This is a genomic window from uncultured Tateyamaria sp., from assembly GCF_947504105.1.
Lineage (GTDB): Bacteria > Pseudomonadota > Alphaproteobacteria > Rhodobacterales > Rhodobacteraceae > Tateyamaria.
Genome location: NZ_CANNGP010000007.1, coordinates 26,806 through 39,049, shown reverse-complemented (window position 1 = coordinate 39,049; position 12,244 = coordinate 26,806). Strand labels below are relative to the sequence as shown.

Genomic DNA, 12,244 nt, shown 5'->3' with positions numbered 1-12,244 from the left:
CGGCCCGGTTTTTCGTTCAGGCGTAAAGCGACGGCACGCCAAGTTGTGCATGGATATCGTTTACTGCGCCCGCGTCCATGCCAAGGGCTTGGGCCAGACTATGCAGATACTTCGCCTCGGCCTGTGAATCGAGGTCGATGGCAATGACCGACATGGCATAGACCTGCGGCCCCATCCCGTTCGGAACCTCTTGTGCCAGTGCGTTTGCGTCCACGTCCCGCTGCATCTCGGACCGAAGAAATGCGGCTTCTTCCGCATCCACATCTCCGCCCAATTGACCCATCAATTTTTCCTGCTCGGCGTCGTCCAACTGACCGTCGGACTTTGCCGCCTGGATCATCGCGCGCAGCATGAGGGCCGCGGCGGCTTCCTGATCCGCAGTGGGTTCGATCGGATCTTCGGGTGTTTGGTCGAAGTTCGAGTTCAGGACCTGGCCGAAACTGGCGTCATTGTCTGCTGGCCTTGCCGCCATACCACCGCCCAAGGCGCCAAGAAGGCCACCAGCGCCCGCAGCACCTGCCAAACCGCCGAGCATGCCCTGCAATCCCTGGGTTTGACCGCCTGCGCTGCCAAGCCCTTCAAGCAAGCCGCCAAGGCCACCTACGCCCCCTGTAGATCCGGCACCCTGCGCGCCTCCCATGAGACCGCCCAGCATGTTCTGCAGGCCTGCACCACTCTGTGCTTGCCCACCAGCCAGCCCGCCGAGCAACCCATCAAGGCCGCCACCAGCCGACGCGCCACCAGCACTGCCACGGTTTTTCATCATCGCGCTCGCGCCCTTCGCGACCGCGACACCAATCGCTACTTTCGCCAGTGTTTTCATCAAGCTCATGTTGGTTCTCCATCTCCCCGGGGAATCGTCGGGAAGCAGTCTTGCATAGTTTTGGAACCAAACGGGGGGGAATGTTGGTGCGCGATTGACATTGACCATTAAACCAGCCGTTCTGCGCCGATGATCCGGAAGCCACATATAGACGTGATCGGTGCCATGGCACTGACCCTGTTTTCTTTGAACCTGGGCTTCAACCAGGTGGTGATCAAAGTGTCTAACGCGGGGTTTCAGCCGGTCTTCCTTGCCGGTCTGCGCTCGCTCGGTGCACTTGTGCTGTTGAGCCTTTGGATGCGGGCGCGGGGGATTCCCTTGCGCTTGCCGGTCGAAGGTCGGACGGGTGGAATTATTGCTGGCGTGCTGTTTGCGGTGGAATTCATCTGCCTGTTCATCGCGCTGGACCTGACCAGCGTCGCGCGCACATCGATCCTGTTCTACTCGATGCCGGTCTGGCTGGCCCTCGGTGCGCACGTTTTGATCCCCGGCGAACGGTTGAACGGTGCGCGTGTTATCGGCCTTGCCTTTGCCATGGCGGGTGTGGTGCTGGCGCTTGCGGATCGTGATGCAGGGCAGGGGAACCTGTTGGGCGATGTCTTTGCACTCGGGGCGGCCTTGTGCTGGGCTGGCATCGCTTTGTGCGTACGCGTCACACCGCTAAGCCGCATTCCAGCAGAACAACAGCTGTTCTGGCAGCTGCTGATTTCGGCCCCCGTGTTGCTGATCCTTGCCCCCGCCTTTGGTCCGCTTCTGCGTGATCTGGACGTGATCCACATTGTGGGCCTCGCCTACCAGATCGTGTTCATCGCGAGCTTCGGCTTCCTGTTCTGGTTTTTCCTGATGAAGGTCTATCCGGCTTCGGGCGTCGCATCGTTCAGCTTTCTGTCGCCGGTCTTTGCGGTGGTTCTTGGCTGGCTGATACTGGGCGAAGACATCTCGATCACGATCTGGATTGCGCTGGGGTTGGTGGCAATTGGTTTGGTTCTAATCAACCGACGTTAAGTGCCACAGAATGTGGCTGGTACGATTTCGGTTTGCGTCGGCGGTCGGCGGAGGTCGTCAAAGTCGCTCCCTACATCATACGGTGTCGTCAGCGCGTTCATGAGCCGTTCAAAAGGCACCATGTCGTCGGCAACGGCGGCTTCGATCATCGCCTCGATCCGATGGTTGCGGGGGATGATCTGCGGGTTGGTGCGTTTCATCAGGTCGATGTCCGGAGCACGTTGCGCCCAACGCTGTGCCCAGGCGTCAAATGCAGCGCGGTTGGTAAACTGATCATGCGCCGTATCGGTGTTCAGGGCAGCAAAGCTGTTGGTGAAGTCGGCACCGTCTGCTTGCATGAGGGTTAGCAGATCTTCGATCAACGGCTGATCATCGGGTGTGGCATTTGCCAGACCTAACTTGGCCCCGAAACGGCGCAGCCATGCCGCTTGCAATTGCTCCGGCATCGCATGGACAATCGCCGTGGCGTCCTTGACTGCCTTGTCCTTGTCGTCGAACAACTGAATCAACGCGGTCGCCAGCTGTGCCATGTTCCACACTGCAATCCGTGGCTGGTTGCCAAAGGCATAACGGCCCATCTGGTCGATGGACGAAAAAACGCGGCCTTCGTGATGAGCATCCATGAACGCGCAAGGTCCATAATCGATGGTCTCGCCCGAGATGGTGCAATTGTCGGTGTTCATGACGCCGTGAATAAAGCCGACGGACATCCACGCAGAGACCAGTTCGGCTTGGGCAGCGCACACAGCGCTGAGCAGACCCATCGGGCCATCGGCCTCCGGATAATGGCGGGCAATGGCGTAGTCTGTCAAAACGCGCAAATCGTCGATCTGCCCTCGGTGTGCAAAGATCTGAAACGTGCCAACGCGCAGATGGCTTGCCGCTATGCGGGTAAGGACGGCACCGGGCAGCGCGCCTTGCTCGCGGTACACAGGCTCACCTGTCGCCACGGCGGCAAGGGCGCGTGTGGTCGGTATGCCGAGGCCGTGCATCGCCTCACTGACGACGTATTCGCGCAGAACCGGGCCCAACCAGGCGCGCCCGTCGCCCATGCGGGAATACGGTGTCGGGCCCGACCCCTTGAGCTGTATGTCGCGTCGCCGACCATTTGCGTCGATTACTTCGCCGAGAAGGATGGCGCGCCCATCGCCCAGTTGCGGGTTATAGCTGCCGAACTGATGACCGGCATAAAGTTGCGCCAGAGGTGTAGCGCCATCGGGGACCCGGGATCCGGCGAACACGGTTGGATCGGTGCCCTTGATGCCCAGTTCTGTCGCCAGTGCCGTGTTCCACGCCAGCATTTGGGCGTCCTTGACGGGCGTGGGGTCCAAGCGGCTGTAAAACCCGTTGGGCAATGTCGCATAGCTGTTGTCGAAGGGAATGTGCAGGCTCATGGTCTTCAGATAGGTGGAGAAGCCCTGTGTGACTAGAGCATCCGTGTCATCAAGTGATATCCGTCGCGCAGACGAAAGCCCGCGCGGGCATATAGCCGCTGCGCGGTTGCGTTCTCTGACCCGACTTCAAGATGCAGGGCCTTGACCCCGGCATCGCCCAAAGCTCGGGGCAGGGCCAGCAGCACTTCGGTGGCAATGCCACGGCCCCGCACGCCGGGCCGGATGTAAATCTCATCTACGAACCCGTCCATGCCGCCGAATTCGATCGACCAGCCAAACGTAACAACCACATACCCGATGGGCGCTCGGGGTGGGCCAATCAGGTACGCAACCCCGTGCGGTATGCCGTCAAGCAACGGTTGCAGTCCTGCGGCGCGCGCCTCGTCGGACAGGGCGATCCCCTCTTCCGCGTGAAAGGCGGCAACCAACGCATCGAGCCGTGCAAAATGCTCGGTCGTCGCAAGGGTAAGCGCCGCGCTCACAACCGGGCCAGCCGTTCGGTCAACAAGTCAAAAAAACCGTCTGCATCAATGTCGCCGATGAACATGGCGTTCGCGGACCTGTCGGTGACGCGCCACCAATCGGCCACCGTCATGCCCATCGTCAGATCAGAGCTGGTTTCAATTTCGACGTTGATATGACGCCCTGTAAACAGATCGGGACGGATCAGATATGCAGTGACGCAGGGGTCATGCAGCGGCGCACCAGCCGACCCATACTTTTCCTTGTCGAACCGTTCGAAGAAGTCGGTCATTTCTGCGACAGCAATGCCGACCGGAGTGCCCAAGGCGCGAAAAGCGTCATTGCGCGGCTGCGTTACAAGCGCCTTGTGTGTGACGTCCAGTGGCATCACCACGATATCAACGCCACTTTTAAACACGATATCAGCAGCTTCCGGGTCGACATATATGTTGAATTCCGCGGCGGGCGTTATGTTGCCGACTTCGAAGTACGCGCCGCCCATCAGCACGATTTGCTGAACCTTTTCGACAATGTCCGGTGCGTGCTGAAAGGCGGTTGCAATGTTTGTTAGCGGACCCAACGGACACACGGTTACCGTGCCAGCATCATGGGCGCGGACTGTATCGATAAGGAAGTCGACCGCATGTTGTTCCTGCACTGCCATTACAGGGGCTGGCAGGCTTGGACCATCAAGGCCGGTCTTGCCATGAACATGCTCTGCGGTCACCAAGTCCCGACCAAGCGGTCGGTCACATCCGGCAAAGACAGGAATATCGGTTTTGCCCGCCAATTCGCATATAATACAGGCATTTTTTGCAGTCAGATCAAGAGGTACGTTGCCAGCAACGGCCGTGATACCCAACACTTCAACATCCTCGGGACTACCCAAAGCCAACAAGATGGCGACCGCGTCATCCTGTCCAGGATCCGTGTCGATGATGATCTTGCGCGGTGCCATGATGTCTCCTGCCGATTTCGGCGCAACGTGGCCTCTTTGGCAACTCTTGTCCAGAAGTCGCGGATACATGTGCGCAAATCCTTGCGTGCCCGGGGGCGGCTGACGTATGGGCTGTAACCATGGCCGACGCCCCGATCTATATTCACGCTGGCGCGCACCGCACGGGAACATCCTCTTTTCAGATGTGTCTGCATGAAAATCGGCACGTTCTGGACGCGCGCGGGTGGACAACAGCCTATCCTGGTCGTGACGGAATACCGTCCGGCGATCTTGCTCTTCGTCTGCCGTCTGGTCGCCGCGTGGACCCCGAAGCTGCTGCGAAAAAGGCCGCGAGGGGGTTGGATGCCTACCGCGATGGCCGTCCAGTCATTTTGGCGGAAGAGAATGTACCTGGTCGTATGTTTCACTTCATGCAGGGGCAGTTTTATCCGTTCGCGAACGTGCGCTGTGCTGCGCTCAGATCGGCCTGGGCGGGTCCCATCGCGCATGTGATGCTTGTGGTGCGCCCCTACGATCAGCTGTTTGTTTCATCTTTTCGCAAGCGGGCGGAAGACAATGAGATGCGTGATTTCGATGACGTGCGAGACAGCTATATGAACATGGATCGGGGGTGGCCGGACCTGGTGACCCTCATGCAAGACATATTGCAGCCTGAATGCATGACCGTCGTACCCTATGCGTCACGGGGAACAAATGTGGATCTGCTCAAGCTGCTCGTGCGCGATCTTGAGGCCGAGGCACTGGTTGAACCGAAGCGGCTTGTAAACCAAAGCGCCACCGATGCCGCGCTTCTGGCTTTGCAGAAGCGCTATCGTCGCGGCGAAAACCTGTCGCGTCATGATTGGCAGGCGGTCATCAAGCAATATGCTGACGATACCGATCCAAAGGGGTTTGCCGCCTTTTCCGAGACCGAAATCGCAGAGCTTTCAGCGCGTTATGAGTCTGACTTGAAGCAGATAGAGTGGATGACAAGCGTCAGCTTTGCCTGACCCGCTCGTTGGCTTTTGCCGCGTCCCAAAGGGCGTCCATTTCCTCAAGCGAACTGTCCTGTGGCGCTTTGCCTTGCGCGGATAGTGCTGTTTCGATCGCTGCGAAGCGACGTGTGAACTTGGCGTTGGTGCGCCGCAAGGCTTCTTCCGGCTCAACCCCAAGGTGACGTGCAAGATTGGCGACGACAAACAACAGGTCGCCCATCTCATCCACCATTTCCTCGTGACCCATCGTGTCGCGCGCTTCAACGAGCTCGGCCGCCTCTTCGATAATCTTGTCCAGAACCTGCGCTGTCTGGGGCCAATCAAAACCAACCCGGGCCGCGCGCTTTTGCAGCTTAACAGCCCGCAAAAGCGCGGGCAGGTTCTGCGCAACACCATCCAACGCACCTTGCTGCGCCTTGCCAGCGCGTTCGGCGGCTTTGATGGCTTCCCAGTCTCTGGTCTGTTGATCCGCGGATTTGTCCCGAGATTCGTCTCCGAACACATGTGGATGACGGTCCACCATCTTGTTCGAAATGTTGGTCACAACTGACTGGAAACTGAAATGTCCTGCCTCTTCACCCATCGCGGTGTGGTAGACTGATTGGAGCAATAGATCGCCCAATTCGCCTTCAAGTTCGGCCCAGTCCCCCCGCTCAATCGCATCTGCAACCTCATAAGCTTCTTCGATTGTGTAAGGTGCAATGGTGCGAAAGGTCTGCTCAATGTCCCAGGGGCAGCCCGTTTCCGGGTCGCGCAGGCGGCGCATGATTTCCAAAAGCCGTTCAATACCCGCTGTTTGATCGTGGATCAGATCGTCACCCATTGCAGCCCCCCGCGGTTTCAGGTTTGCTGACATGTGACGTATCTCAGGGACCGGAGTCCACCCATGCCCATCATCAACCGCATCGGCGATCTTGCGCCCGACATGGCCGCGTGGCGCCAACACCTGCATTCGATCCCGGAATTGTCTTTTGATTGCCCCAAGACGTCAGCCTTCATCAAAGAACGGTTGGCCGAGATTGGTGTGGATGAAGTGCACGAAGGCATCGCGCAGACAGGCATCGTTGCCATTGTCAACGGCCAAGAGGATGGTCCGACGATTGGCTTGCGCGCTGATTTCGATGCCTTGCCGATCGAAGAAGAGACCGGCGTCGACTATACCTCGACCCATCCAGGCAGGATGCACGCCTGTGGCCATGATGGACATACGGCGATGCTGCTTGGGACAGCGAAGTACCTGACCGAGACGCGGAACTTTTCGGGCCGGGTCGCGCTGATCTTTCAACCTGCCGAGGAAGATGGCGGCGGCGGAGAGGTCATGGTGCAGGAGGGTATCATGGAGCGTTTCGAGATCGGCGAAGTCTATGCCATCCACAACGCCCCCGGAAAGGATTTTGGTAAGTTCCATACCCGTGGCGGGCCGATCATGGCCGCAGCGGACACGTTTCATATCAATGTCACCGGCAAAGGTGGGCATGCGGCACGGCCCCATGACACGGTCGATCCAGTCGTTGCGGCATGCGCGATTGTCACGGCCTTGCAGACGATCGTCAGCCGCAATCATAAACCGTTGGAGCAGCTGGTGATTTCCACCACCCAGATCCACACCGGCACCACTGACAACGTGATCCCCGAGACCGCCTATATCAACGGAACGGTGCGGACCTTCAGCAAAGAGGTGCAGGCCATGGTTGTACGTCGCATGGAAGCAGTGGTTGAAGGCACCGCAGCAGCCTACGGGTGCGAGGCCAAGCTGGAGTTCGAGTTTGGCTATCCCCCCACGGTAAACGATGCGGACAAGGCAGAGTTTGCGGCGCGCATCGCCGCCGATGTGGCAGGCGACCCGGGGGTTGATCCAGATGTCGAGCCCGTCATGGGCGCCGAGGATTTTTCGTACATGCTGGAGGCGCGGCCTGGCGCTTATCTGATGCTGGGGCAGGGTGACGGCGCAGGCGTTCACCACCCGAAATACAATTTCAATGACGAGATTGCGCCCATCGGCGCATCGTTCTTTGCGCGTCTTGTCGAAACAGCGCAGCCGGTGGGGCGCTGATGGCTCTGGAAGATGCAAAGAACCAGATGGATCATGCGTTTACACGTGATGATCCGCGCGGGCCGTCGTTTGAACTGACTTTTGGCGGGGCGACATCCTTTTTGCGAAGGCGTTACACCAAGGATTTGACCGGTGTGGACATCGCAGTGACCGGCGTGCCGTTTGATCAGGCGGTTACGAACCGGCCGGGTACCCGGTTAGGCCCTCGCGCGATCCGCGAGGCATCGAGCCTGCAGGCACCGGATGCGCCCTATGGCTGGCCTTTTGACGTCCTCAGCGAACGCACGATCATCGACTATGGTGACATGGCGTTTGATTACGCCAACATCCCCGCCTTTCCGGACACTCTGACCGCCCATATACGCGGTATTCTGGACGCCGGTGCAGCGAGCGTGGTGCTTGGGGGGGATCACTACATCTCGTTCCCGATCCTCAAAGCCTATGCTGAAAAACACGGTCCGATGTCACTGATCCAGATTGACGCGCACACGGATACATGGGCGGATGATGACATGAGCCGGGTGGATCACGGCACCATGTTCTACAAGGCTGTGAAATCCGGCATCGTGGACCCTGCGACCTCGGTTCAGATCGGCATTCGCACCACGAACGAAGACACGCTTGGCGTCAACATCATCGACGCCCCCGAATTTCATCGTATTGGACCCGCTGCGGCGGCCAAGCGCGCGCGTGAGATCGTTGGCGACAGGCCCGTCTATCTGAGCTTTGACATTGACGGTCTCGACCCTGCATTTGCCCCCGGTACAGGCACGCCTGTGTGGGGTGGCCTGAGTTCGGCGCAGGCAGCGGCCTTGCTGCGCGGGCTGGCCGGGATCAACATTCAAGGCGGCGATGTTGTCGAGGTGTCCCCGCCTTTTGATACAACCGGGGCCACCGCTATCGCAGGCGCGCATGTCGCGACCGAAATTTGCCAGCTTTTGGGATGGAGGATGCGCGGTGGCGCCTAAGAATCAACCGCTCAGCGGCAATGACCTGGCTCGGTTCTCGGGCCCCAACACATTCATGCGCCTGCCGTTCTCGAATGAATTGCACAAGCTGGACGTGGCTGTTCTGGGGGTGCCCATGGACATTGGCACATCCTGGCGTTCGGGCACGCGGTTCGGCCCCAAGCAGGTGCGATCCGAATCCGCCATGATCCGCCCGTACAACCTGCAAACAGGGGCGGCACCGTTCGACAGTCTGCATGTGGCTGACATCGGTGACCTGGCCATAAATACATTCTCTCTCAGTGATAGTTTACGTATTATTGCAGAGAGTTACGAGACGATCCTCAATTCTGATACCATTCCAATGGCAATCGGCGGTGACCATTCGATTACGCTGCCGATCTTGCGTGCCATCGCCAAGCGACATGGACCTGTGGCGCTGGTTCATGTGGATGCCCATGCCGACGTAAATGACGAGATGTTCGGGGAGCGCGAGACGCATGGCACGGTGTTTCGGCGCGCCTATGAAGAAGAGTTGATCCAGCCTTCGAAAGTCTATCAGGTTGGGCTGCGCGGGACCGGATACACCTCCGAAGACTTTACCGAGGCACAAGGCTGGGGATTCCAGCAGTTCCCCGGGCATGAGCTATGGGGCCGCGATCTGAGCCAGTTGGGTGCCGAGATCAGGCGCGATATCGGGGATGTCCCAACATATATCACATATGACATCGACAGCCTTGATCCTGCCTATGCCCCCGGCACGGGCACGCCCGAGATCGCAGGGCTCACGACGCCGCAAGCTTTGCAGTTGATCCGCGCGCTGAGAGGGGCGAATGTCGTCGGGTGTGATCTGGTTGAGGTTTCTCCTCCCTACGATACGTCCGGCAATACTGCGCTGACCGGGGCAAACATCCTTTATGAGCTGTTGTGTATCCTTCCAGGTGTGACCTACCGTTGAGACGAAGAGTTTCTTTGGAAATACGTGGGGCAACATGAAGAAAGTGAAATGAAGTTCACGATGTATCTGCTTGTTTTAATTTGTATCATCGGTGTTGGCTTGCTTGCTTTCGTGCGTTTTGCACCGAGTGATCCTGCACGATGGCATATGCCGATTACAGAGACGAACAGTCGGAATATGATGGGTGGTTCAATCCGCGTTACGGAAGTGAGCGAGGCCGCTTTGGCGCGTGTTGACGCTGCTGCACGGGCATTGCCTCGCACCGACGTGCTGGCGGGTTCCGTTGATGACGGGCGCGTTACCTATGTCACGCGTTCCAAATGGATCGGTTTCCCGGATTACACGACGATTGAGTACTCCGACGGGCTGCTGAAAATGCACGCACGGCTGCGGTTCGGTCGATCAGATTTTGGCGTCAACAGGGAAAGACTGGAGCGGTTGCTTGTCGTCGCCCAAGAGGGATGAGCTGAGGCACCCTTCCTGTACTTCGCGCCACATCGGAGAGTTGAGCGACATTTGGCATTGAGCCATGAACATACGGCCGTCGACCTGCAAACAGATGGTCTGACCAAGTTCGATCCGGGCACCAGACTTGTCAGTACAGTAGCATTCGACGGTTTTGCCTGAAGGCGATGTGACATCCGCCAGCGCCGGGCCGGTCATAAGAAGGAATATCAAGGCGTTACGCATCATGGCGGGTAATATAGCACGGTGCGCCCCTTGACCAATACCCCGCCTTGGATCAAACCGGCGTTATGATCCCCTACGACCGCCTTTTGCAGATCACCCAGCGCTTTCAGTATCTTGAGGCAGCAATGGCCGATGGGTCCGGTGATATCGCTGCGCTGGCCAAGGAATATTCGGACCTCAAGCCTGTTGTTGATCAGATTGCCGCCTATCAGCAGATCGTGACCGACATGGAAGAGGCCGAGGCCATGCTTTCGGATCCCGATATGGCCGAACTGGCAGAAGAGGAGTTACCCCGCCTCAAGGCAGCGTTGCCTGATGCGGAGGCAGCCTTGCAATTGGCGCTCTTGCCCAAGGACGCTGCCGATGCGCGACCTGCGATGTTGGAAATCCGCCCTGGCACCGGTGGGGATGAGGCCGCGCTTTTCGCCGGTGACCTTTTGCGCATGTATCAACGCTATGCCGAAACACGGGGCTGGAAGATCGACATCGTCGAAGAGCAGGCAACTGAACTTGGTGGTATCAAAGAGGTTGTGGCGCATATAACCGGCGACAATGTCTTTGCCCGTATGAAGTATGAAAGCGGTGTGCACCGTGTGCAACGGGTGCCAACCACTGAAAGTGGCGGGCGCATCCACACGTCGGCCGCAACGGTGGCTGTTCTGCCAGAGGCCGAGGATGTCGACATCGAGATTGCGGCACAGGATATCCGCATCGATACCATGCGATCTTCAGGTGCGGGTGGGCAGCACGTGAATACGACCGACAGTGCTGTGCGCATTACGCACCTGCCCACTGGTATCGTTGTCACCAGTTCCGAGAAATCCCAGCACCGCAACCGCGACAAGGCCATGCAGGTGTTGCGCGCGCGCCTGTATGATCTCGAACGAAGCCGGGTCGATAGTGAACGCTCTGCCGACCGGGCGGCACAAGTTGGGTCCGGTGATCGATCAGAGCGTATTCGGACCTATAATTTCCCGCAGGGCCGCATGACAGATCACAGGATCAACCTGACGCTCTACAAGCTGGATCAGGTGATGCAGGGTGATCTGGATGATGTGATTGACGCGCTCACGGCCGATGCACAGGCCCGACAGATGGCCGAGATGGGGACGTGACGACCGCTGCAGAAGCCATGGTGGCCGCTACTGCGCGGCTGCGCGCAGCAGGGGTGCCTGACCCCGCACGTGATGCGCGCGTGTTGTTGGCCCATGCGGCACAGGTTGACGCTGCGCGGGTTACCCTCATTGCTCCCGAAGATATCGCGCCGGATATCGCTGCCCGATATGACCACCTGATCGCCCTGCGCGCTGTGCGCGTTCCGGTAAGTCATTTGATAGGTGAGCGCGAATTCTATGGCCGCCGTTTCAAGATCAGTGCCGATGTGTTGGATCCCCGGCCTGAAACCGAAACGCTGGTCGAAGCGGCGTTGAGCGAAGACTTTGAACGCGTGCTGGATCTTGGCACCGGGTCGGGGTGTTTGCTGGTCACTCTTCTGGCCGAGCGCGTTGACGCAACCGGTATGGGGGTCGATCTGTCCGAAGCCGCGTGTCTGCAAGCATCTACAAATGTCGTGCTGCATAATGTCGAGGCGCGTGCGCAGATCATGCAGGGGGATTGGTTCGCGCCAGCAGAGGGGCGTTTTGACCTGATCGTGGCAAATCCGCCCTACCTGTCCGCCTTCGAGATGGAGGAGGCATCGCCCGAGTTGCGCGAGCATGAACCGCGTATGGCGCTTACGGATGAGGGCGACGGGCTGTCAGCCTACAGGACCATTGCGGATGAAGCGGGCAGCTATCTGACAGCCAATGGCCGTGTTCTGTGCGAGATCGGCTGGCAACAAGGCGCGGAGGTGCGCAGCATATTTGAACGCAGCGGGTGGGGCACAGTGGACGTACTGCCGGACCTTGATGGCCGCAACCGTGTTATTCTTGCGCGGAATCCGGCATGAAACGATCAAAAATAATGAAAATGCGGCTTTAA

At 58.7% G+C, this 12,244-nt stretch carries 14 protein-coding genes; 8 read left to right on the top strand and 6 right to left on the bottom strand.

Annotated elements, in window-relative coordinates; translation table 11 throughout:
* Window positions 1-16 precede the first annotated feature (16 nt).
* Complete coding sequence (locus tag Q1A75_RS06580; RefSeq protein WP_299545887.1) at window positions 17-832, bottom strand: DUF533 domain-containing protein; 816 nt, start codon at window positions 830-832, stop codon at window positions 17-19.
* 120 nt (window positions 833-952) lie between these two features.
* Between Q1A75_RS06580 and Q1A75_RS06575 the strand changes: the two genes are divergently transcribed.
* Window positions 953-1,828, top strand: a complete 876-nt coding sequence (locus Q1A75_RS06575) for a DMT family transporter (protein ID WP_299545885.1) — start codon at window positions 953-955, stop codon at window positions 1,826-1,828.
* Here Q1A75_RS06575 and Q1A75_RS06570 read toward each other — a convergent pair.
* The 3 genes from Q1A75_RS06570 to Q1A75_RS06560 are packed head-to-tail and all read right to left on the bottom strand — an operon-like array spanning window position 1,825 to window position 4,642.
* On the bottom strand, window positions 1,825-3,222 hold the full coding sequence (locus Q1A75_RS06570; RefSeq protein WP_299545883.1) for a protein adenylyltransferase SelO: 1,398 nt from the start codon (window positions 3,220-3,222) through the stop codon (window positions 1,825-1,827). The genes Q1A75_RS06575 and Q1A75_RS06570 overlap by 4 nt on opposite strands.
* A gap of 32 nt (window positions 3,223-3,254) precedes the next feature.
* Window positions 3,255-3,704 (bottom strand): GNAT family N-acetyltransferase, encoded by a 450-nt coding sequence (locus Q1A75_RS06565; RefSeq protein WP_299545881.1) that lies wholly within the window; start codon window positions 3,702-3,704, stop codon window positions 3,255-3,257.
* A complete protein-coding gene (locus tag Q1A75_RS06560; RefSeq protein WP_299545879.1) occupies window positions 3,701-4,642 on the bottom strand; it encodes a nucleoside hydrolase in 942 nt (313 codons plus the stop codon). Before Q1A75_RS06560 ends, Q1A75_RS06565 begins: the two co-directional genes overlap by 4 nt.
* A gap of 119 nt (window positions 4,643-4,761) precedes the next feature.
* Between Q1A75_RS06560 and Q1A75_RS06555 the strand changes: the two genes are divergently transcribed.
* Complete coding sequence (locus tag Q1A75_RS06555) at window positions 4,762-5,631, top strand: hypothetical protein (RefSeq protein WP_299545877.1); 870 nt, start codon at window positions 4,762-4,764, stop codon at window positions 5,629-5,631.
* Here Q1A75_RS06555 and mazG read toward each other — a convergent pair.
* Window positions 5,618-6,439 (bottom strand): nucleoside triphosphate pyrophosphohydrolase, encoded by an 822-nt coding sequence (mazG, locus tag Q1A75_RS06550; RefSeq protein WP_299545875.1) that lies wholly within the window; start codon window positions 6,437-6,439, stop codon window positions 5,618-5,620. The two genes, Q1A75_RS06555 and mazG, sit on opposite strands and share 14 nt — an antisense overlap.
* 63 nt (window positions 6,440-6,502) lie before the next feature.
* Here mazG and Q1A75_RS06545 point away from each other — a divergent pair, with 63 nt between their 5' ends.
* From Q1A75_RS06545 to Q1A75_RS06530, 4 genes are read left to right on the top strand one after another with little or no spacing between them, the layout of a single operon-like run.
* Window positions 6,503-7,669, top strand: coding sequence for a M20 aminoacylase family protein (locus Q1A75_RS06545; protein WP_299545873.1), 1,167 nt, complete (start codon window positions 6,503-6,505; stop codon window positions 7,667-7,669).
* Entirely contained in the window at window positions 7,669-8,637 is a 969-nt protein-coding gene (gene speB, locus Q1A75_RS06540; protein ID WP_299545871.1) for an agmatinase, read from the top strand. The genes Q1A75_RS06545 and speB (Q1A75_RS06540) overlap by 1 nt, the downstream gene beginning before the upstream one ends.
* Window positions 8,627-9,574 carry an agmatinase gene (gene speB, locus Q1A75_RS06535; protein ID WP_299545869.1) on the top strand — a complete coding sequence of 316 codons (948 nt, stop codon included), beginning with the start codon at window positions 8,627-8,629 and terminating at the stop codon, window positions 9,572-9,574. Before speB (Q1A75_RS06540) ends, speB (Q1A75_RS06535) begins: the two co-directional genes overlap by 11 nt.
* 24 nt (window positions 9,575-9,598) lie before the next feature.
* Window positions 9,599-10,039: a DUF1499 domain-containing protein gene (locus tag Q1A75_RS06530; RefSeq protein ID WP_299591946.1), complete on the top strand. Its 441-nt coding sequence runs from the start codon at window positions 9,599-9,601 to the stop codon at window positions 10,037-10,039.
* Here Q1A75_RS06530 and Q1A75_RS06525 read toward each other — a convergent pair.
* A complete protein-coding gene (locus tag Q1A75_RS06525; protein WP_299545972.1) occupies window positions 9,977-10,264 on the bottom strand; it encodes a hypothetical protein in 288 nt (95 codons plus the stop codon). The two genes, Q1A75_RS06530 and Q1A75_RS06525, sit on opposite strands and share 63 nt — an antisense overlap.
* A gap of 65 nt (window positions 10,265-10,329) precedes the next feature.
* Between Q1A75_RS06525 and prfA the strand changes: the two genes are divergently transcribed.
* Both prfA and prmC read left to right on the top strand, forming a co-directional pair.
* A complete protein-coding gene (prfA, locus tag Q1A75_RS06520; protein ID WP_299545865.1) occupies window positions 10,330-11,379 on the top strand; it encodes a peptide chain release factor 1 in 1,050 nt (349 codons plus the stop codon).
* A gap of 17 nt (window positions 11,380-11,396) precedes the next feature.
* Window positions 11,397-12,212 (top strand): peptide chain release factor N(5)-glutamine methyltransferase, encoded by an 816-nt coding sequence (gene prmC, locus Q1A75_RS06515; RefSeq protein ID WP_299545970.1) that lies wholly within the window; start codon window positions 11,397-11,399, stop codon window positions 12,210-12,212.
* The last annotated feature ends 32 nt before the right edge of the window (window positions 12,213-12,244 follow it).